Raw genomic sequence first — 21,988 nt, 5'->3', positions numbered from 1 at the left:
GCATCAGGCAGCCCTCGCACTCTGTGTTCGGCCATCCAACTTGGGTGGCGCGGTGAGAGTCACGACAGAGAAGCCGGCATGTGCCGCTTTCACTTTCCATTCCCCCGAGAAAAGTGACTTGATCTCGCTTTCTAAATTACCACCTACTGTAAGTTGCCTATTACTCAAATTTTCATTTGAACTTTATGTTCAAGTGCAAGCAAATATAGCGTTTTTCGCCCATTTGTAAAGCATATTCTCCCGTGTTACATTAAACCTGTCAGAAGAAGCCGTTCCGAAACAAGGGAGCGCCGTCATGAATTCTGATTTACTCAAGTCTTCAATAACTAACTCCGAAACAAACATAGCTGTCCCGCCTCTCGCCATGCCGCCGGGGCTGGAGATGCTCGCGCGGTCGCAGCTTGCGTTTGACCGCGAGCGGGCCGTGCAGGAGGAGCTTGAGGATCAGCTTGACGCGTTGAGCCCGCAGCTGCGGGTCGAGCCCCCGCCGCCGCCATCCGACGCGCTCGCCGCAGAGGGGCTCGCGGTCGTGATCGGCCACACCGCGCTCGCCCAGGGCAACGGCGGCGCGAGCCCGCCCATGCCGCGCGACGACCCGGCGACCGGCCTCAACGAAGAACACGAATACGCCTGGAACACCGATCTTGCGAACCGGATCAAGGCGCGCGCGGATCGGGCGGGATTCCGGTGCGCGATCTTCCGGCGTGACGGGCTCGGCATCGCCGCGACCTACCAGCAGGTCGCCGCCTGGGGGCCGGAAGCCGCAATCGAGCTTCACTTCAATGGCGGGCCGTCGGCGCGCGGTTCGCTCGTCCTCTACGGCGCGGAACGGTCGAAGGCATGGGCGCGACTTCTCCAGGACATGCAGGTTCGCGTCTTCAACCGGCAGGGGCGGTTCGAGGACCGGGGGATCATCATCCCCGGACCCAACAGCGGCTATCCGCGCGGGGTCAGCAACGTCACCCAATTTCACCCCTCGGCGCTGATCGAGCCGTTCTTCGGCGACAATCCGGCCGATGCGGCGCTCGGGATCCGACACAAGGACGACCTTGCCGACGGCATCATCGCGTCATTCGCGGCCTTCACCGGACGCCAGCCGGCCACCGGGACTGTCGAGCCGCCTGTGGTCGGTGGCGGCGAGCCCGTCGTCCAGGGCACGACGTCTCCCGACATCCCCGACGAGCCGCTATTCCGTCAGCTCCTCGACGTCTACCGGTCGATGACGTTGAAGGTGGAGGGCCTTTCCGACGCGGCGGCCGCGAGCCTGAAGGCGATCACCCTCAGCCAGTGGATCGAAGAGAGCGGGTGGGGGAGCTCGGAGCTCGCGCGCCAACACTTCAATTTCGCCGGGATGAAGGCGATCGCCGAGGTCGACCGGATCATCCGCGAGGTTCCGGCCGCTAAGGTGCAGTACAACGCCCACGACGGGCCGAGCATGTACCTGCGCTTCAACTCGGTCGCCGATTTCATCGTCGGCTACTTCATGTTCCTGGACCGCTCGCCCTATGCCGGCTGGCGGGATCAGGCCGCCATCTCTCCCCACGAGTTCATCCGCTTCATCGGGCGCAAGTGGGCGACGAAGCCGGGCTATGCGAGCCGCGTGATCGCCATCGAAGGCCGGCTCATCGCGGCGGGCCTTGCCCGCGCGGACGGAACGCTCGTCGCGGCCGGCGACGTCCAGCCACCGGCCGTCGAGCCGGAGGCGGAGGCGACGGATGGGAAGCGCCCCGATCCGGCCGCCGTCGCAGCCGCCGGCGCGACGGCGACGTTCATCGATCTTGTCGGCGCGGTTCTGGACGACAAGACGGACCTTGCCGCGGTGCGTCTCCCGCTCGCGGCGCAATGGGCGCTCGAGTCCAACTGGGGGCGTTCCGATCTCGCGCTGATCCATTTCAATTTCGCCGGCATCGCCTGGTCGGATCTCTTCGAGGGGCGCGCCGCCCGCGTCCCGCACCCGGTGGACCCCTCACGCGGGGATTTCTGCCGCTTCCTGTCGCCTGCGGCCTTCGTCGACGGCGTCATCGCCCGCTTGGACAATGATCCGGCCTTCGCCGGGTGGCGCGATCACGCGCAAAGCGTCAACGCTTTCGCGGAGTTTCTCGCGCGGACATGGCGGCCCGGCGATCCGAAATATGCCGAGAAGATCATCGGCATTTGCGAGCGGATCGGGCGCGCGCCGAGCCGTCCGGCCGACCCGGTGACGGACAGCCGGCCGGGCCCGGCGACGGACGGTCCTTCAGAGCCGGTGATCCCGGTGGGGCAGGGCGTCGTCCTGCGGATCAAGCGCATCCGCTCCGAGCGGAGGGCCGGGATGTCGCACGACCGCACGGTCGGCGAGTACCAGCTCTTCGTCGACGGCAATCCCGTCGGCGGCCTCACCGGCATGACCTTCGAGCGGCAGGGGCCGGGCGACAACAGCTCGGACGGGGTGCGCTTTCACCGGCGGATCCGGGAGGGGCGCTACCCGCTCTTCACGCACGCGGGGTCGGCGACCATCGGCGGGGTCACCAAGTTCAAGACCATCGGCTTCTCGTCGAACGACGGGGTGCGCCATCCGCCCATGCCGTCGATACGGGTCGGCGAGACCCGCAGCCGGGCGGGCATCCTCCTCCACCCGGGTCAGAACTACGTCTGGAGCATCGGCTGCATCAATCCGTCGACGCCCCTCAGCGGTGCGAACGGAGCGATGGACTATCGCGACAGCCGCACGCGTGTAATCGCCATCATCGACGCGATGCGGAACGCGCTGGGCGGTCGCTTTCCGACCGGCAACAATGCCGGCATTCCGGGGGCGATCCTGGAGATCGTGGGCGAGCCGGGGCCGGCATCGGGTCCGGCCGGCGCCGCCGGGCCGCTCGACTCGCTCGGCGAAGCCGCGCCGACCGAGGCCGCCTTCGCGCAAGCCGACCTTGCCATGGCGGAGGAGATCCTCACGCCGAGCGACGCCGCAGGCCTACCCCCGATCGGTGTGATCCACGGCGCGATCGAGGCCGTTCTCGTCGCAAGCTCGATCCTCGGGCGGCCGCCGGGGGGGCTTCTCGACAATGTGCTGCGGCCGGGTCCGGACCTTGCGCAGATCCGCGGCGATTTCGGCGAGACGCTCTGGAGCGCGTGGAGCCTCGCCTGGTCGATCGCGATCGGGCAAGACCTCGAGACGCGACAGCCGATCCTCGCGCGGCTGACCGAGATCGCGCGGGTGCTCGTGGAATCCGCCGTGCCGATCGACGATACGGTCGGCGTCAACACGCCGATGGTGGAGGCGGCGCTCGGCAACGACGTCGCGGCGTTGGAGGCGCTCGTCCAGTTCGGCGCGGATGTGAACGCCTTCTCGCGCTCCGGTTTGACGCCGCTCCTCGCGGCCGCGGCCGTCGGATCGGCGGCGGCGTGCGCGTGGCTTCTCCTCAACGGGGCCGATCCGCACCTGCGCGTGCGCGATGTGGTGGAGGATCTCGGCGAAGCCGCCGGTGAGCTCCTTGGCCCGCCGGGGGCCGACGCGATGCGCCTTGCCGAGCTCGGCATCGCCGCGGTCGGCGCCGATCCGATCCGCTTCGACGATTTCGAACGGGTCCGGGCGCTGATCTGGGAACGCCTCAATCCGTGATGCATCCGCGGGGTCTCTAGATGCGCTATCTCGTCGTCCCGAAGGACGACCCCGATTCCGACATCCTCACCGACCCCCGCCTCAGGGCGGGGCCGGGCGCCCGGCGTGAGCGATATGACCGGCTCATCGAGGCGCGCCGCTCGCGCTTCGAGCGGGCCGGGACGCTCGAATCCATGGCCGCCGCCATGGGGCCGGAGATGCAGAATGTGGCGTTCGTCGCGTCTCCGTCGAACGCCACGCCCGCGACCGGCATCACCATCATCGAGGCGGACGAGACCGGGGCGAACGCGGTCGCCGAGATCAGCCCGGACAGCGAGCTCGTGCCCGATGAGCCGCTCGACCTCATCGCGCCGGAGTTCGGCGATGCGCTCGGCGGGGCGGGCGGTGGCGCGATCGATGTGACGGAGGACGACCTTTGGCACCTGGAGGCGATCGGCCTCCTCGACGCGCGGCGCCGGGGGTTCGGGCTCACCGGCGCCGGCACGACGGTCGCCGTCCTCGATACCGGCGTCGCCGACGTGCCCGAACTTGCCGGACGGATCATCGACGCGCGCACGCTCGACCTCGACAATTGGACGACGAATCCGCAGCCCGTGCCCGAGGACACGGACCGCCACGGCACGCACGTCGCCTGCCTCATCGCCGGCCAGAATGTCGGCGTGGCGCCAGGGGCCAAGATCGCGAGCGTCGTGATGATCCCGAACGGGCGGGGGACGCTCGCGAGCTACGTCCTCGCGCTCGAGTGGGTGGCCTCGCGCCCGGACATCGCGATCCTCAACATGTCCGCCGGCCGGCAGGGCTACTTCCCGAACATGCGGCTGATGGCGCGGATCGCCGCCCGGCTCGGCACGCTCTCCGTAATGGCGATCGGCAATGAGGGCGCGCAGACCACGCGAAGCCCCGGCAACTACCCGGAGGTCATCTCGGTCGGGGCATCGACGGTCGATCGCGACATTTGGCACCGGAGCGGCGGCGGCACGCTGACGATCGACGGCGTCGAAGCGACGGTCCCGATGCTGGTCGCGCCGGGAGAGGATGTCTGCTCCGCCGTTCCGGGCGGGGGCTACCAGCTCATGAGCGGCACCTCGATGGCGGCGCCGATCGTCTCCGGACTCGCCGCTCTCCTCATCGAGCGCTTCCCCGCGATCAGCCTCGCCGAACTCCAGGAGGCGCTCCTCGAAACGTGCGTCGATCTCGGCTTCGACGCGTCGCGGCAAGGTCGCGGCCTCGTCCAGCTCCCGCACTCATTCCTCGATGGACTTCCGCAATGACACTCGCCAACGAAGCCCCGGAACGGGCACCAGCCGTGCCGAAGATCACCTATGCCGAACTCCTCGTGCGGCTCCATGATCCGACGATCCCCGACGAGGAGCTCCGGCCCTACCTCACCGCCGCGCCATCGAGCGGGCCCCTGGATCCGGTCGTCATCCCGAACCCCGCGGCCGTCGAGGTCAGCGCAGACGAGATCGAGGCGGCGAGCGCGATCGGCATCGGCAACGGCCTTGCCCGTTGGCGGCGCCAGCACCGCTTCCGCGAGCGCCTTGCGCTCGGAGAGCGGCTGCCGATCCTCGTCTCGGAGGGGGATTCCTGGTTCCAGTTCCCGTTCCTCATCACCGATGTCATCGACCATCTCGGCCGCGACCACCTCATCTGGAGCCTCGGCGCGGCGGGGGACACGGCGGAGAATATGGTCCAGCGCCGGCCCGAATACATGGACGCGCTGCGCCGCTTCTCGGGCCGCACCGCCGCGTTCCTGTTCTCGGCGGCGGGCAACGACATCATCGGCGAGGACGAAGAGAAACGCTCCTCGCTGACGAAGATGCTTCGGCAGAACATCCCCGGCGGCAGCGCACGCGACCATATCGACGGCGCCATGATGGCGACCGTCCTTGCAAGGCTTGCCGAATTTTATCGCACCGTCGTCACCACGATCCGGGCCGACCCCGCGACGCGCGACGTGCCCATCGTCGTGCACGGCTACGACTACCCGTTCGCCTTTCCGTTCCGGTTCAACGGTGCGGACGACCTGCGGTCGCCGATCTATGCGGCGCGCGACCAATGGCTGGGCGCCGCGTTCGTGGCGCGCGGGATCGTCGACCAGGACCTGAGACGTGAGATTCTGGTCATCCTGATCGACGCGCTCTACGACATGCTCCACGACCTCGCGGGAGACAGCGAGGAGACGCTGATCTTCGTGGTCGACTGCCGCGACACGCTCCGCCGCGTGAGCGACTGGGCCGACGAGATCCACGGCACCGACGCGGGGTTCGCCCTCGTCGCCGAGAAGTTCCGCAGCACCTTGCGCGAGATCTTTCTGCTGACGGGCGGGCTGGTCTAGCCGTGGATCGGGATCCGGCGATCAGAGCGGTTCCACCCCTAGTGTGTCTTATGTCATATAAAGTGCGATCGGATATCGGCGTTGCCGCCGGAGCTCTAGACGCGCGGCAAGTAGGCAGGTGAACAAGTGTCTTTTGAAGCAGCAACTGAGCAAGTGGATGGGCAAGGGCCGCATTGGCAGCATCTCCAGGCGGTGGCCGGCGATGGTCCGGCCAGCGCCGGCGCGATCGGGCTCGTCTCACTCGCCAATGACATCGCCTTGGAAGGCGAGTTCAGGGCCTTCCTGCCGCGCGCCGGTATCGGCGTCTACACCGCCCGCATGCCGAAGACACGGGCGAGCACGCTCGCGAGCCTCCACACGCTCGAAAGCCGCATCGGCGAGGCGGTGTCTCAACTCGTGCCCGATGACCGGCTGGACGTCATCGCGGTCGGCTGCACGTCCGGTGCGGCCGCGATCGGTCTTTCGCGGGTTGCCGAGATCGTGGAGAAGGCGCGTCCGGGCGTACCCATGACCGACCCGATGAGCGCTTGCATGCGCGCGTTGAAGGCGCTCGGCGCCGAGCGTCTGGCCGTGCTCACGCCGTATCATGACGCGGTCAACCACGTGATCGCGAAAACGCTGACGGCCAACGGGTTCAGCCTCGCCTCGTGCGGCGGCTTCTACTGCCCCGATGGCGCGGCGATGAGCCGGCTGGCTCCGGAAGCGATCCTTGCGGAGGGCGAACGTCTGGCGGGCGATGCGGACGCGCTGTTCATTCCGTGCACGGCGCTGGTGGTGTCGCCCATCATTGCAGCGCTGGAGGAGGCGGTGGGGCGCCCTGTCGTCACGAGCAATCAGGGCCTCGCCTGGGACGCTATGCGCCTCGGCGGCATCGCCGAGGACGACACGATCCCCACGCGCAGTGCGACGGCCGCGCGCCTCTTCAGCCTGGCTGAGCCGGCCGCCACCTCGCACGCCACCCGGTAAGCGGGCGGGCGACGCCCGTCTGGTGCTCTTTTGAAAGGCCAAGGACGCGGCTCAATCGACGGGCCGCGTCGTCCGATATCCGATGTGAGGCCGGAATGGCCGTGGCGTGCGCGGCGTCCTCTAGCGAACGCCGCCCGCGTCCGAGGCGACGATCAGCTTCTTCTGCCACCCGCGCCACCACGGGGCAGTCGACTTCCCGCGGCGCTTCAGCCTGCTTTCCAGGATGGCCTGGCCTGCCATGAACAAGCTGGTGAGGGCGAGGTAGTAGATTGCCGCCGCCGTGAAGGCTTCGAGATAGCGGAAGCTTCCCGCCGCGGTCTGACTCGCGATCATCAGGAGGTCATGCACGGAGATGACGGAAACGAGGGCCGACATCTTCAGCATGCCGATGAACTGGTTGCCGATCGGCGGGATGATGATCCGCACCGCCTGCGGGAGAACGATCCAGCGCAGGACCTGCCAGTCGCGCATCCCATGGGCACGGCCGGCCATGCGCTGCCCCTGTCCCACGGCGCGAATGCCGGAGCGCATGATCTCGCCCATATAGGCACCCTCGTTCAACGAGAGGGTTATGATTGCGCAAGTGAAGCCGGACAGAACGATGCCGAAGGATGGCAACACGTTGAAGGCGAAGACGAGCTGCAACAGAAGCGGCGTCCCGCGAAAGATCCACAGGTAGAAAATCGTGAAGGCGCGCACGACGCCGATGCGCGATTCCTGCAGCAGCGCCAGGATCAGCCCCACCACCATCCCGCCGATCAACGACAGGATGCTGATGACGATCGTCATCAGCGCACCTCGAGCAAACGGCGCGCTGAAAAGAAACTGCCAAACATAATCCAGCGACATGATATCGCCCATCGTCTGCTCTCCTGCGGAAGATCGGCCGCGCTGCGCTACTCTACCGCGCTTTGCTGATCAGGCGGCGTCAGCCTGCTCGATTGGCACGCAAGCCGGCCCGAGGGCCGGCCTGCGCCGTGACTGCGAAGGTTCACGCCCCGGAGAGCGCGTCGCTCGGGTTGAACCAACCCGAGCGGCAAGCGCGCTAGAAGCCGCTCAGCGAGGAGGCGGGAATGCCGTACTTCTTGGCGACTTCCATCAGGCTCCCGTCTTCGCGGATCTCGGCGAGAGCGGTTTCGACCGCCGTCTTCAGCTCCGCCTTGCTCTTGTCGACACCGATGCCGAGCAGGGTGTTCGCCTCGAAGGTCTCGCCGGCAATCTCGAAAGCCTCGGGATGCTCGGCGACGAGGACGACCGCGGTGGGCGTCGCGATATAGTACACGTCGATGCGGCCCTGGCGCAGCGCGACGACGGAGCCGCCCGGCGGGAAGGTCAGAACCTCCACGGCCTCGCGACCCGCTTCCGCGCAGCGGGCGACGTCCGCCTTGGCGTTCAATTCCTGGATGGTGCCGGTGCTTACGCCGATGCGGGTGCCGCAGACGTCATCGCGGCTCTGAATCCCCTTGGGATTGCCCGCGCGCACGACGATTTCCTGGCCGACGCGCAGATAGGGGATGAGATCGGCCTGCTCCAGGCGCTTCTCGTTGATGTACATCCCTGAGTTGATGATATCGATCCGGTTGCCCTGCAGTGCCGGCAGCAGCCCGTCGAACGCCATCGACAACGGCTCGGCCTCGAGGCCCAGCTTCGCAGCCAGCAGCGCAGCCATTTCCACGTCGAACCCGACGATGGTGTCGCCATTCAGGAATTCGAATGGCTGGAAGGCCGGGGTCACCCCGTAGGTCAGCTTGCCCTGCGTGACCAATTCGCCCGGCTTGATGTCCTGCGCGGCGACGGTGCCGGACAGACAGGCCGCGCATATCGCTGCAGCGCCGAAAAGTGCTCCAATCCGTAGTGTCATGACGGTTCTCCGGTGCATATTAGATATCATATTGTACGATTTACCGGACATCGCCTAGTGGCCGCTGCGTTCAATTTTCGAGCAATATGTGAGCGCTGACGAAGCAACTTGCGTGCATCATGGCATCTTGCAATCGCGCGTCAGCGCAGCGCACGCTCGGCTTCCGCGCAGTGCTGCAAATCCCGTCAGTGCAGTATCTGGTCGAGGAAGCGGCGCGTCCGCTCTCCCACCGCGCCGCCGAAGAATGTATCTCCTGGCGCGGTTTCGACGATTCTGCCGCCGTCCATGAAGATGATCCGATCGGCTGCGCGGCGGGCGAAGCCCATCTCATGGGTCACGACGACGCTCGTCATGCCCTCCGCGCTGAGGGCCGTCATCACGTCCAGAACCTCGCGGATCATCTCCGGATCGAGCGCCGAGGTCGGCTCGTCATAGAGAACCACCTTCGGCCTCATCGCGAGCGCGCGGGCGATGGCGACGCGCTGCTGCTGCCCGCCGGACATCTCGTCCGGGTAGGCGTCGGCCTTGTCCGGGATCTGCACCTTGCCGAGAAGCTGAAGCGCCATGTCGTGAGCGTCATTTCTGCTGACGCCCAAGACCTTGATCGGGGCCAGCATGATGTTTTCAACGGCCGTGAGGTGCGCGAACAGCTCGAAATTCTGGAAGACCATCGCCATGTGCTGGCGAAACAGATGCGCCTTCTTCGGCTCGCGCGTGATATCGCGGCCCTCGAACAGGACCTTTCCGCTCGAAACCGGCTCCAGCATGTTGAGGCAACGCAACAACGTCGACTTTCCGGAGCCGGAAGGGCCGATGATCACGATCGTCTCGGACCGGCTGACGGAAAGGCTGCAGTCCGTCAAAACCTGGACGCCGTCGAACGACTTGCAGATGTTCACCGCTTCGATGAGCGGTGCCGCGCCGGGATCGGTGTTGCTCATGGGGCGATGCTCCTGATCAGGTGATTTGGGTTCGTTCGGCCGACGGTCTGGCAAATTTCGGATGGAGCACCGCAGGGTCTCACTTGGACGCGGCCGCACTCAAGTGCCCGAGCCCTCGTTCGAGGTCGGCAATGAGATCGTCGGCATTTTCCAGCCCCACGCTGAGGCGGACGAGCGGCCCGGGGGCATCCCACGGCACCGCCGTGCGCACGGCGTGAGGCGCGACGGGGAGCGCGAGGCTCTCGTACCCGCCCCAGCTCGCGCCGATCGCGAAGAGCGCGAGGCTCGCCAGGAACGTATCGACCGCTTCCTTGGAAACGGGTTTGAGCTCAATGGCGAAAAGCCCGCTCGCGCCGCGATAAAGGCGTTGCCACACCGCGTGGTCGGGGCTCTCCGGCAGGCCTGGGTGCAAGACGCGCGCGACCTGCGGGCAGTCCGCCAGCCACCGCGCGACCTTGAGGCCGTTGTCCTGATGACGCTGCATGCGCACGTCGAGCGTTCGGAGGCCGCGCAGTCCGGCATAGACGTCATCCGGCCCGACGGCGTAGCCGAAATCCGAGGCGAAGGTGCGGATCGGCACGTAGAGAGGCTCGCTCGCGACGAGGACGCCCAGCATCAGATCGGAATGGCCGCCGATATATTTGGTCGCGGCGTGCACGGTGATGTCGGCGCCGTGGTCGAACGACTTGAAGAAGAGCGGCGTCGCCCAGGAATTGTTGCACAGAACCAGCGCGCCGTGCTCGTGCGCCGCGCCGGCGATGGCGTCGATATCCTGCAGCTCGAAGGTATGGGAGGACGGCGACTCGACATAGACGAGGCGTGTGTTCGGCCGCATCAGCTTTTCGATCGCGGCACCGATGCGCGGATCGTAGAACGTGACCTCGATGCCGTTCCTGGCGAGATAGCCGTCGGCGAGCCGTCGCAGCGGCGCGTAGGCGCCGTCCGTCATCAGGATATGGTCGCCGGGTCCCACCTGCGAGAGGACGGCGCAGGTCAGCGCGGCGACCCCCGTCGGGAAGGATATCGCCCGGTGGCCACCTTCGAGCGCGGAGACGGCGTCCTCGAAATCGTAGCTCGTCGGCGTGCCCCAGCTGCCATAGGTGACGCGGTTGAACCTGTCGGCCCGCGCCTCCTCCATCGCCTCCACCGTGGGGAAGGCGATGGTGCTGGCCCGGTAGACCGGCGTGTTGGACGCACCGAAATGCCGTTCGGGATCGCGTCCGAGGTGAGCCAGCAGCGTCTCGGTCTGAAGGCCGTCGAGCGGTCGACGATCGGTCATGATTTGATGTTGAAGCGGGTCGACCCGTCGCGCGCGATCTGCTCGGGAAGGCGGCGCTCCCAATCCAGATAGGCGCGCATCGCGGCCTTCGCGTCGGGCCTGTCGCCGGGTGAACGCCAGATATCGACTGCGGGATGAAGCATCGTGGTCGCGCCCTCTTCCAAATCACCACCTTCGGCGACCCACGCCGCCGTTCCGCCGGCTAGCGCGCGCGCCGGAATGCCCCGGCGCGCGAGGTCATCGACCGTGTAGCCGGCCAAGATCCCATCGCGCGACGTCACCACCACGCTGCCGTCACCCGGCACGTCGCCAAGCCGGTTGCGGAGCGCCCATGCCGCGCCGGGAATGTGGCCGGCGCGATAGTCATCGCTCGAGGCGACATCGAACAGGGTGACGGTGCCAGCCGCGAGGGCCTCGCGCAGGGCCGCGGGCGCAATGGTGTCGATGTCCACCGGCTCGAGCACAGGGGGCAGCTCGCGGCCGACGTGCATTCCCGGCGCAGAGGGGTCGAAGCGGATGACGAACACGTCGCCGACCCCCATCTGCACGAGCCACGCAGCCGTGAGCGGAGCGCGCGCCCCGTCATCGTCGGCGAGCACGATGCGTGCGCCGCGCACCGCCATGAACGCGTCGCTCGCCTGCAGGAGCTGGCCGCCGGGGGCCGAACGGAAACCTGGGAGGTGACCGGCCGCGAACTCGTCCGGTCCCCGCACATCGAAACGGTAGAGCGTGCGCGATGTATCGGCTTCCAGCGCGGCGAGTGACTCGCGATCGATCGCGTGCACGCCATCGGGGAGCCGGCCGGCAGGTGTGACGGCGCCGCCTTCGAGCCGTCGCGCCTCGGCGCCGCTGGCGGTGTCGAAGCCTGCAAGGCGCCAACCGGAGATGCCGTCTTCCAGAACGGCGACAGGGTTCGCGAGGCCCATGTCGCGTAGCCACTCCGTCGACAGGAGACCGCGGGTGCGTCCGGCGCAGGTCACGACGACGCTCGCTTCGGGGTGAGCCTCCAGCGCCGCTTTCGCCGACACGATGTCGACGCCGGGCGCGTTGTAGGCGCCGGGGATGGTGCGGGCCGCAAATTCGGAAGTCGGCCGGCAATCGACGACCACCACGGGTGCGCCGCTGTCCATCTTCGCCTTCAACTCGGGGGCGCTGATCCGCGGCGTGGCGCGCGTCTGCTCCACCGCCTCACCGAACGCCTTGCTGAGGACGCCGATTCCCTGAAACACCTCGCCGCCGCTCTCAGCCCAAGCCGCGACGCCGCCATCGAGAATGGAAATGTTCTTCCACCCGAGCTCGAACAGACGCCGGGAGGCTGCCACTGCGAGCGGGCCGCCGTCGGCGTCGGTGACGATAACCGGCACGTCGCGGCGCGGCATCAAAGCGCTGGCACGGATCTCGATCTGGCTCTCAGGCAGCGACACGGCGGCAAGCAGATGGCCTTCGCTGGAAAACTCCTCGATCTCGCGAACGTCGACCACGGCGATCTCACCCGGCCTCTGCAACAGCCTTGCGAGCGCGCGAGGGGCGATCTTCGGCGTGCTGATGTGGGGGGGCGCCTCGTAGATCCGGTAGGCCCCGCCCTCGCGGTCGGAAAAGCGGATGCGGTTCGGCTGATGGTCCAATGCATCCCCGTAGAGATGGAGATGCAGCGTCTCGTCCGGCCCGAAGACTTCGATGGCGTGGAAGTCGTCGCCGGTGAAGCAGACGTACTCGTCGCCTGCGACGTCGACCTCGCGCAATAGCTCCAGCCGACCGACGCCGTCTTCCTCCTGATTGTCGATCCGCTGGAAGATCGAGTTGCGCATCAGGCCCCTAACGCTGGCGATGATCGCCCAGGTTTCGTGGTTGTGCGGCGGCGTGGCGCGATTGGGCCGGCTGGCACTGGCGTAGAGCGCGAAGCGATGGTCGCGGTCTTCGGCGAGGCGGAAGTCGCAGGCGAGGCGGTCCGCATCCACGGTGAACTCTTCCGGCGGGAAGAGCTCCTTGCGCTGGGCAAGGCCATGCAACGCCGCGCCAATCGATTCCAGATCCTCGCGCGAGGGCTTGCCGTTGCCGACCTTCGACTTCACCGCGTCCATGAATTGCATCACGGCGTCATATCGCGCCTGCATCGCCGACATTGGCTGCTCGTCCTCTCGTGCGATCACCGGAAGTTCACGCGGCGTCGCCGCGCTCGACCCCGGAGCGAAGGTCCGCGCGGCACAGCACCGTGGCGCGGTCGTCGACATCCCCGGAGGCGGTCACGATGACGCCGTAGTGCTCGCGCGCCGCCGCCACGCTCACGAAACCTGCGCGCACGTCCTGCGCGACGAGGGCCGGATCGCGCTCCAGAGGATCGCCGAAACCGCCGCCGCCCGGCATCTCGACGATCACGCTGTCTGCCGGCGGAATGGTGATCTTGCCCTTCCCGTTGCCCGGCGGGACCGCCCCTGACGCGAAATGCACGCGCCCCGTCAGGCCGGCACCGCCCCCGTTGCGCCCTCGCGGCGGGTGAAGGACACGATCATAGTTCATGTTGAGCGAGAACGGTTTCGCCTCCGCGCTCGCAACTTCCATGATCTGCCCCAGCCCGCCGCGGAAGGTGCCGACGCCGCCGCTGTCGGGCCGGTATTCCTTGCGACGCACCAGGATCGGAGCCGCGCTCTCGGTGACCTCGACGGGGACGGCGCGAACACCGCTCGGAAACGCGGTGGCCGACATCCCGTCCTGCGTCGGGCGTGCGCCCGTGCCGCCGGAGTGCAGGCCCGTCGCCATGAAGGGGGTCGCTCCCGCAAGCTCGGCCATCCGGGCGTCGACGCGGCCGAGGCCGCCGCTCATCGACAGATTCCACAGGCAGGAGGTGCCCTCCGCCGGGACGCGGCCCGCAAGCGGCGCGCTGAGACAGCCGAACATCACGTCGGGCAGCATCTGGCCGACCGTGCCGCGCCCTTGCACCGGCGCCGGCGGCAGAGCGTTGAGGATCGAATGTTCCGGCGCGGTGATGCGCATGGTCGAGAGTGTCGCCGCATTGTTCGGGATCGCCGGCATGACCAGGCATTTGATGCCGAAGGCGGCATAGGCCTGCGTGTAGCTCAGCGGGACATTGATGCCATGATCGACGCGGCCGGAGGTTCCGGAGAAATCCACGTCGATGCCGGTCTCGCTGATGGTCATCGCCGCTTTGAGCGTGATCGGCTCGGCGATCCCGTCGATAGTCATCTCATTGTGCCAGGTGCCGAACGGCAGCTTGGCGATTTCCGCCAGCGCCGCCTTGCGGGAGCGCTCCAGGATTTCCTCCCAGAGCGCCACCAGATCGTCCAGCCCGAACTCGTCCATCATCGCCGAAAGGCGGCGACCGCCGAGCTCGTTGCAGACGATCTCCGACTGGATGTCACCGAGGACCTGCGCGCGCTCGCGCACGTTGGCGCCGATGATGTCGAACAGCCAGTCGTTGACGATCCCGGCCTTCACAATCGGCACGACGGGGAGATAAAGCCCTTCCTCGTAAATCTGCCGGCTGGCGATCGTCATGCCGAGGCCGCCAATGTCGACCACGTGAAGCGTGCAGGCGAAGAAGGCGACGTGACGCCCACGGTGGAAGGTGGGCGTGACCACGACGATGTCGTTGAGGTGGCCCGTCCCCTGCCATGGATCGTTCAACAGGTAGACGTCGCCGGGCTCCATGGCGGCGGCCGGGATCTTCGCGAGGACATGCCCCACGCTCTGCGCCATCGAGTTGACGTGGCCGGGCGTTCCGGTGACGGCCTGCGCCAGCATACGGCCGCCGACATCGTAGATGCCCGCCGAGAGGTCGCCCGCCTCGCGGGTCGAAGCGCCGAAGGCGGTGCGCAGCAGCGCTTGCGCCTGCTCTTCCACGACCGATTCCAGCCGCGCCCAGAGAAGATGCGTTGTGATCCGATGAGAACCGCCCGGCGCCGCGCCCGCCATTGCGCGTGACGCACGCGTCAGGCGGATCGCTCCGGTCGGCTCGATGAGGCCGTCGAATGCGCCGGTGACGACGGTGCTCGTCTCATCCTCCACGATGAGGGCCGGTCCCTCGATGCGGTGTCCGGGGCGCAGATTTTTCCGCAGGTAGACCGGCACCTCGCGGTAGTCGCTCACCTGCGGATCGTACAGCCTGCGCATACCCTCGGCCGTCGCCGGCGATGTCGACGCGGCGGCGGCCGTTCCGGCACGATCCGCTGCCGGCATCTCGGCGACCGAGAGCACGAGCCAGCTCGTGATTTCGATCCGCCCGTCCTTGATGAGGCGGTTGAAGAGCGCCGAATAGGTCGCCTCGAAGCGCTCCGTCAGATCCGCCACCGTCCACTCGGCGACGGGCGTGTCCGGCAATTCGACGGTGATCTGGTGGCCTTGCCCGGCATAGCGCATCTCGGCGCTGCGGGTGACGGTCACCGCCGCGCCCGGCGCCCCGTCGCGCACGATCTCGGCGCTTTCGGCGTCCATCTCCGCCATCAGCGCTTCGACGGAGGCAAAGTCGATGGCGGCGAGCGGGGTGAGGATCGTGCGAACGCTGTGAAAGGACACGGGCGCGCGCAGGAAACCCACCGCCGAGCCGACGCCGGCAAAGGCCGGGATCACCACCTCGCCGATGCCGAGCTTTTCGGCGAGCCGCGCCGCATGCAAGGGGGCGCTGCCGCCGAGCGCGATCAGCGTGCGATTGCTGAGCTCCCTGCCGCGCTCGGTCGCGTGCAGGCGCGCGGCATTCGCCATGTTCTCCTCGACGGTCTCGCTGACGGCGAACGCCGCCGTCATCATGTCGAGGCTCAGCGGATCGCCGACCGAGCGGTGGAGCGCTGCCTCGCTCGCCGCCTCGTCGAGCGTGACCGATCCTCCGGCAAAATGGGCCGGATCGATGCGGCCGAGGATGACGTTGGCGTCCGTCACCGTCGCCGCGGTGCCGCCGCGCCCGTAGCAGGCGGGACCGGGCTCAGAACCCGCGCTGCGCGGGCCGACGGCAACGCCGCCCAGCGCGTCGAGCTCGGCGATGGAGCCGCCGCCGGCGCCGATCTCGACCATGTCGACGACGGGGGTGCGCAGCGGCAGCCCGCTTCCCTTCTGGAAGAAATACTGGCGATCCACCTCGAAGGAGCGGCTCACCGTCGGTCGGCCCTCGTCGATGAGGCAGACCTTCGCCGTCGTCCCCCCCATGTCGAAGGCGACGATGCGTGACAGATCGAGTGTTTCGGCGACGTGCTTGGCGAAGATCGCACCACCCGCCGGCCCGCTCTCCACGAGGCGTATCGGCTGGCGCGCGGCCGTCTCCACCGAGACAAGCCCGCCGCTCGACGTCATGAGGAGGAGGGGACAGCCGAGCCCGTCCCGCTCCATCGCGCCCTTCAACCGCTCCAGATACCCCGCCACCAGCGGCTGCACGTACGCGTTGGCCGTGGCCGTGGTGAAGCGCTCATACTCACGGATCTCCGGGCACACTTCGCTCGACAGGGTGACGCGCAGGTCCGGGGCGCAAGAGGAGAGGATCTGCGCGACGCGGCGCTCGTGCTCGGAGTTGGCGTAGCTGTGCAGGAAGCACACCGCGACGCTTTCGACCGCGGCGTCGATCAGCGTCTCGGCAAGACGCTCCACCTGCGCATCGTCGAGCGCCTTGAGGACGCGCCCTTTCGCATCGAGGCGTTCGCCGACCGTGAAGCGCAGGTCCCGCGGAACGAGCGGCTTCGGCTTGGTGATGAACACATCGTACTGGTCGAACCGATGCTCGAAGGCCATCTCCAGAACGTCACGGAAGCCCTCGGTCGTGATGAGCGCGGTGTGCGCGCCACGCCGCTCGATGATGGCGTTGGTCGCGAGCGTGGTGCCGTGGATCATCAGATCCACATCGCCCGCCTCTACCCCCGCCTGATTGAGCACGAGGCGCACGCCGCGCAGGATCCCGTTTTCCGGCGCGCCATGGTCGGTGAGCACCTTGACGGAATGGGTGTGGCCCGAGACCTCGAGCACGACATCGGTGAAGGTCCCGCCAATGTCGGCGGCGAGGCGGGTCAGTCCGTCTTGGGCCATCAGCGCGACCGAGCCGCATGCGTGATAGCGACGCCATCGGCAGCGCCAACCGACAAACACTCCATCGAGGCCCAAACCGCCGTCGACCTTGGAGGGGCAACCGCATGCTGTGCGTCAGGCAAACTCGGCTCCGATCGATGCATCGTTTTATTCTGCTCTAAAAATACATTCTACAGGCAAGGCGGTGTCAAGGCGCATTTGTGCGCCGCAAGATGCCCATTGGTTCAGCTCGAACGGGGCCGGCGTGATCCTGCGACGGTTGGCCGCCCCGTTCGCTGGCGACACATGCCGGTCGGCACACCGGCTGTGCCTCTCTCAATAACCGCGGCGTCGATCGACGACGGGCGGCAGAGTCCCGCTGTCGAGGAAGGCGCGGATGTTGGCTGCGGCGATGGCGCTCGCGGTGCCCTTGTGGGTCGGCGCGGAGATGTGCGGAAGCACCGTCACGTCCGGGTGCGTCCAGTAGGGGCTCTCTTCCGGCAGCGGCTCCACGTCGAAGACGTCGAGCACGGCGTGGGAGACCTGCTTCTTGTCGAGCGCATCGAGAAGCGCCGGGGTGTCGATCAACGGCCCGCGGGCAAAGTTGATGAGGCCGGTGCCGGGCGTCATCGCGTCGAACGCCTCCCGGCCCAGGATCCCTCGCGTGTCCGGCGTCATCGGCAGCAGGACGACGATGATCGCGCTCTTGCCGAGAACCGTCTTCAGCCCGTCATCGCCGCAATGGCTCTCAACGCCGGGAATGGTTTTTTCCGAGCGGCTCCATCCGAGAACCGGGAAGCCCTCGCGCTGCAACGCCTCTGCGGAAGCGCGACCCAGTTCGCCGAGCCCGAGGATACCGACCGGCGTGTCGCGGGCGAGGCGCATCGGGCCGGGGCGCCATGACTTGTCCCGCTGCGCCGCGGCGTAGTGGGGCATGTCGCGATGCAGATAGAGCGTGAAGGCGAGCACGCCCTCGGCCATCGTCAAGGCGAGCTGGGGATCGACGAGGCGCGCGATCGGCAGGGTCTCGGGAAGCTCGGCAAGCATCCGCTCCACCCCCGCCCACAGGCTCTGGACGAAGACGAGATTGGGCAGCGCCGCGAGTTCCGCAGGGTCGGGATTGGCGGCGAGGGCGACCGTTGCTTCCGAACGCTCCTGCGCCGTCGTTCCCCGGAACGGCACGATGCGCACGCCGGGAAGCGCGGCTGAAAGCGCGTCCACCCAGGCGCTCGCCTCGCCGCGGGCGACGAATGGGATCGTCACGCTCACGCTTCGGCTCCCCGGTCAAAGCATACATCGTCGCGGACGCGGCGATTGTCGACAGTGCCGAAGTCTGCGGCCGCGGCGCGCGGATCAGCGCCGAGAGGGCCGAGCGTGTCGGCAGGGGTGAAACGCGCGAGCACGTGCTCTCCTTCGTCTTTGGCTTCGGGCGGACTTGAGTGATGGGCCGTCAAGGCACCGGCAGCATGGCGGTTGCCAGATCCCGATAGATCAACGGTGCGGTCGCGAGCTCGTCGATGGGGACGAATTCGTCAGGCTTGTGGGCGACGGCGATGTCGCCGGGGCCGATGACGACCCCCGTTGCGCCCATGGCGTTGAAGTGAACAAGATCGCAGCCGCCCTGAAAGCCGCCGGGTGCGGCAGCGCGCACGCCATGCCGCTCGGAGGCGGCGCGCGCGGCGGCAACGATCGGGTGGTCGGGCGGTGTCTCGGTCGCGCCGCCGGTGGTGGGCGCGAAGCGATCGATGACCGCGTCCACGCCGTCAGCCCGCGCCGCCGTCAGGACGGCCTCGATCTCTGCGATCGCCGCCTCGTCGCTCTCGCCGGGCACGAGGCGTCTGTCGAGCATCAGCTCCATGCGATCGGGCACCATGTTGTCGGCCGTGCCGCCATTGGCCCGTGTGAGGGTGAGGCTGCCGCAGCCGAGCATGCCGTGCGGCGCCCTCTGCACGATCTCGTGGTGCAGCGCGGCGAAGCGGGGGATCAGCCGGGCGGCATTGTAGATCGCGTTGCTGCCGAGATCGGGCGAGGCCGAATGCGCACTCACGCCCGCCACGCGCACGATCGGGCGCATCGACCCCTTGTGGGCGATCACGACGGCGTTGGACGTCGGCTCACCGATGACCGCGTAGTCCACCTTCGCCCCGGTCGCGGCGAAGTGGCGGGCTCCGGCGCTCCCCACCTCCTCATCGGCGACGAACACGCCGCACACCGTGCCGCGCCACGCCGACCGGTCGGCCGCCAGCATGCGGAGCGCTTCCATCATCGCCACGAGCTGGCCCTTGGCGTCGCACGCGCCGCGTCCGTACAGCTTACCGTCCGCCTGCCTCAGCGCCAGCGGAGGCGACGACCAACCGCCTCCCACCGGCACGACGTCCATGTGGGTGTTGAAGGCGAGCGTCGGCCCCTCGCCATTGACGAGGGTCGCCACCACGTTGGCCCGGCCCGGCGCGATGGGAACGAGCGTTGTCGCATAACCCGCGGCCGAAAGATCCGCCGCGATGAGGCGCGCCGCCTTCTCCTCGCCCTCGCCGCCGGGATTCTGCGTGTCGAGCGCCACGAGCGCGGTGAGATCGGCGACCATCCGTGACAGATCGGATTGCATGGCGGTGCCCTCAGACAAGCTTGGCGCAGGCGGACTGGATCGCGTCCATGGCCCGCTTCAAGGTCGCTGTTTCAACGGCGAAGGCAATCCGCAGATAGGGCGACATGCCGAAAGCCGCCCCGTGCACCACGCCAACGCCAGCCTCGTCGAGAAGATAGGTCGCCACGTCGAGATCGTTCGCCAGCTCTCGCCCGTCCGGCGTCTTGCAGCCGATCAATCCGGCGCAGGAGGCGTAAACATAGAATGCCGCGCCCGGCGGGTCTGCCGACAGTCCCCGTGTCCGTGAGATGGCGTCGAGGACGATGGCGCGACGTTCGGTCAATCGCGCCATCCAGTCACCGAGGAAGGAGCGCGTCTCGCTCAGCGCCGCGACGGCGGCGGCCTGGCTGATCGAGGAGGCGTTGGTGGTGGACTGTGACTGGAGCGTGTCCATCGCCGCGATGAGCGTGCGCGGCCCTGCGGCGTAGCCGAGCCGCCAGCCGGTCATGGAATAGGCCTTGGAGACGCCATTGACGACGAGACAGCGGTCTTTCAATGCCGGCACGACCTCGGGGAGGGTGGCGAACACGCCGTTCCCGTAGACGAGATGCTCGTAAATATCGTCGCAGAGCACGAGGACGTGCGGGTGACGCAGGAGCACCTCTCCGAGAGCCGCCAGAGCCTCACGCGAATAGAGCGCGCCCGAGGGGTTGTTGGGGGAGTTCAGGATCAGCCAGCAGGTGCGTTCGGTGATCGCCGCCTCCAACGCGTCGGGCGACAGCAGGAACGTGTCGCGCGCACATTCGACGATGACGGGCGTGCCGCCGCAGAGGCTGACCATGTCCGGATAGCTGACCCAGTAGGGCGCCGGAATGATCACCTCGTCGCCCTCGCTGACGGTCGCCATCAGCGCATTGAGGATGAGCGGCTTCGCGCCGGCTCCCGCGATGACCTCGTCGGTGCGATAGGTCAGCCCATTGTCGTCGGCGAACTTTCGGACGATCGCGTCTTTCAGCGCCGGCGTGCCGGAGACTGCGGTGTACTTCGTCTGGCCCGACTCGATCGCCGCATGCGCGGCCTCCCGGATGAATTGGGGCGTGTCGAAGTCGAGCTCGCCTTCGCCGAGATTGGTCACACTCCGGCCCTGTGCGGCGAGTTCTGCAACACGTTGGGAGATCGCGGCGGTTGGCGAGCGGCGCAGGCGGCTGACCCGCGGTGCGAGCTGAAGGGGCGGCTGATCGAGCATGTGTCCTCACTGTCGCACTGCACTAAATGACAACTAATGTGCAATCGCAAGTCCACTGCAGCTTAGGACGATGCTTGTCGACCCGTTTTTGCGCGGCGCCGGCGCGTCGAATCGCGCGCGTCATCATCGGACGGCGTCTCGGACGCCCGGCCGGGTGCGCTCGGCGACGCAGCTTCGCCCCGCTCCGCAAGGGCGAGGCCCGCTCGGTAGGCCTTCTCCAGATGGTTGCGCAGGAGGGTCCGCGCGGCGGCGCGATCTTGCGCGAACAAGGCGTCGATGATGGCCAGATGCTCCTTGATCCAGACCCGGACCCGCTCGACATCCACGTAGCCGCGATACTCGAAAAGCCGCCGCAGCCGGTTCTGCTGCTGCACCGCCTGGATGAAGAAGGCGTTGCCGGAGAAGCCGACGATGGCTTCGTGGAATTTGGCGTCGATCTCGAAGAGCTGCCAGCTGGCGGCCGAGACGTCTTTCCCTTGCTCGAGCAGCCACAGGTGGTGCGACCGCACGCGGTCGAGAGCAAGGATGTCGACCTCGAACGTATCGAGGTCGATGGCGGCAGGCTCCACTGTCATGCGAAACTCGTAGGAGGCCTTGAGGGCCGTTCCGGAGTCCAAAGTGGTCGCGAACGTCCAGCCATGCCCCTTGTTCTTCGTGATGATGCCCTCTTCGGACATGCGCGCCAGCGTCTTGATCAGCGTCGCGCGGTTCGCGCCATAGCGCTCAAGCAGCGCGGCCTGCGTGACGGAGGCGGGGATGGCCTCCGCCAGCCGGTCGCCAATGATCCGCTGGTAGACGTCGTCCTCCGCGCTCGGCGGCACGTCGAACACCACGTACTTGAGGGCGATCCAATCCTTCAGGAGAAAATAGCCATGATTGGGTCGCGCCTCGGCGATCCCTTCCTCGCAGAGCAGCGCCAGCGCGGACCGCACGGGCGTGCGCGAGACGGTAAAAATGTCGGCCAGCACGCTTTCGACGAGACGGTCACCGCGCTCCATGCGCTTGTCGCGCACGAGGTCGAGAATCTGATTGGCGAGCATACGGCGGCTCTTGGCGCCTGTACGGCCGACCGGTGTGGCGCTTGACATGGGCTGGCGTCTCGCTGCGGTGCGGGTGGTAGGAGGTCGTCGGCGCGCATCCTGAGCGATTGTTCGCATCCCTTGCTAGCTCTT

General features: G+C 67.4%; 14 protein-coding genes. 4 read left to right on the top strand and 10 right to left on the bottom strand.

Annotation, left to right across the window (positions count from 1 at the left end; genetic code table 11):
• Window positions 1–382: 382 nt before the first annotated feature.
• From DBV35_RS27880 to DBV35_RS27865, 4 genes are all read left to right on the top strand, one after another.
• A complete protein-coding gene (locus tag DBV35_RS27880; protein ID WP_170135063.1) occupies window positions 383–3,601 on the top strand; it encodes a glucosaminidase domain-containing protein in 3,219 nt (1,072 codons plus the stop codon).
• A gap of 20 nt (window positions 3,602–3,621) precedes the next feature.
• Window positions 3,622–4,872 (top strand): S8 family peptidase, encoded by a 1,251-nt coding sequence (locus tag DBV35_RS27875; protein WP_108663689.1) that lies wholly within the window; start codon window positions 3,622–3,624, stop codon window positions 4,870–4,872.
• Window positions 4,869–5,939 (top strand): hypothetical protein, encoded by a 1,071-nt coding sequence (locus DBV35_RS27870; protein ID WP_157962026.1) that lies wholly within the window; start codon window positions 4,869–4,871, stop codon window positions 5,937–5,939. The genes DBV35_RS27875 and DBV35_RS27870 overlap by 4 nt, the downstream gene beginning before the upstream one ends.
• Before the next feature lie 126 nt (window positions 5,940–6,065).
• On the top strand, window positions 6,066–6,905 hold the full coding sequence (locus DBV35_RS27865; protein WP_157962025.1) for a maleate cis-trans isomerase family protein: 840 nt from the start codon (window positions 6,066–6,068) through the stop codon (window positions 6,903–6,905).
• A 120-nt stretch (window positions 6,906–7,025) separates the two neighbouring features.
• Here DBV35_RS27865 and DBV35_RS27860 read toward each other — a convergent pair whose 3' ends face one another.
• The 10 genes from DBV35_RS27860 to DBV35_RS27815 form a co-directional block, all read right to left on the bottom strand.
• Window positions 7,026–7,766 (bottom strand): amino acid ABC transporter permease, encoded by a 741-nt coding sequence (locus tag DBV35_RS27860; RefSeq protein WP_205648913.1) that lies wholly within the window; start codon window positions 7,764–7,766, stop codon window positions 7,026–7,028.
• 184 nt (window positions 7,767–7,950) lie between these two features.
• Window positions 7,951–8,766: an ABC transporter substrate-binding protein gene (locus DBV35_RS27855; protein ID WP_157962024.1), complete on the bottom strand. Its 816-nt coding sequence runs from the start codon at window positions 8,764–8,766 to the stop codon at window positions 7,951–7,953.
• A 185-nt stretch (window positions 8,767–8,951) separates the two neighbouring features.
• Entirely contained in the window at window positions 8,952–9,707 is a 756-nt protein-coding gene (locus DBV35_RS27850) for an amino acid ABC transporter ATP-binding protein (RefSeq protein WP_108663685.1), read from the bottom strand.
• A gap of 79 nt (window positions 9,708–9,786) precedes the next feature.
• Complete coding sequence (gene metC / locus DBV35_RS27845) at window positions 9,787–10,986, bottom strand: cystathionine beta-lyase (protein WP_108663684.1); 1,200 nt, start codon at window positions 10,984–10,986, stop codon at window positions 9,787–9,789.
• Window positions 10,983–13,109, bottom strand: coding sequence for a rhodanese-like domain-containing protein (locus DBV35_RS27840; RefSeq protein ID WP_170135062.1), 2,127 nt, complete (start codon window positions 13,107–13,109; stop codon window positions 10,983–10,985). Before DBV35_RS27840 ends, metC begins: the two co-directional genes overlap by 4 nt.
• Window positions 13,110–13,143: 34 nt before the next feature.
• The gene (locus DBV35_RS31215; RefSeq protein ID WP_108663682.1) at window positions 13,144–17,007 is read right to left on the bottom strand and encodes a hydantoinase B/oxoprolinase family protein; all 3,864 of its coding nucleotides are present in this window, start codon (window positions 17,005–17,007) and stop codon (window positions 13,144–13,146) included.
• 315 nt (window positions 17,008–17,322) lie between these two features.
• Window positions 17,323–18,255 carry a 2-hydroxyacid dehydrogenase gene (locus tag DBV35_RS27830; protein ID WP_108663681.1) on the bottom strand — a complete coding sequence of 311 codons (933 nt, stop codon included), beginning with the start codon at window positions 18,253–18,255 and terminating at the stop codon, window positions 17,323–17,325.
• 181 nt (window positions 18,256–18,436) lie between these two features.
• Window positions 18,437–19,570, bottom strand: a complete 1,134-nt coding sequence (locus DBV35_RS27825; RefSeq protein ID WP_108663680.1) for a M20 family metallopeptidase — start codon at window positions 19,568–19,570, stop codon at window positions 18,437–18,439.
• 31 nt (window positions 19,571–19,601) lie between these two features.
• Complete coding sequence (locus DBV35_RS27820) at window positions 19,602–20,816, bottom strand: aminotransferase class I/II-fold pyridoxal phosphate-dependent enzyme (RefSeq protein WP_108663679.1); 1,215 nt, start codon at window positions 20,814–20,816, stop codon at window positions 19,602–19,604.
• Between the two features lie 62 nt (window positions 20,817–20,878).
• Window positions 20,879–21,856 (bottom strand): GntR family transcriptional regulator, encoded by a 978-nt coding sequence (locus DBV35_RS27815; RefSeq protein WP_170135061.1) that lies wholly within the window; start codon window positions 21,854–21,856, stop codon window positions 20,879–20,881.
• Window positions 21,857–21,988 lie beyond the last annotated feature (132 nt).

The sequence above is a fragment of the Acuticoccus kandeliae genome, from assembly GCF_003073115.1.
Note: the sequence above shows the minus strand (reverse complement) of the source record. Positions and strands in the feature narration are given on the sequence as shown.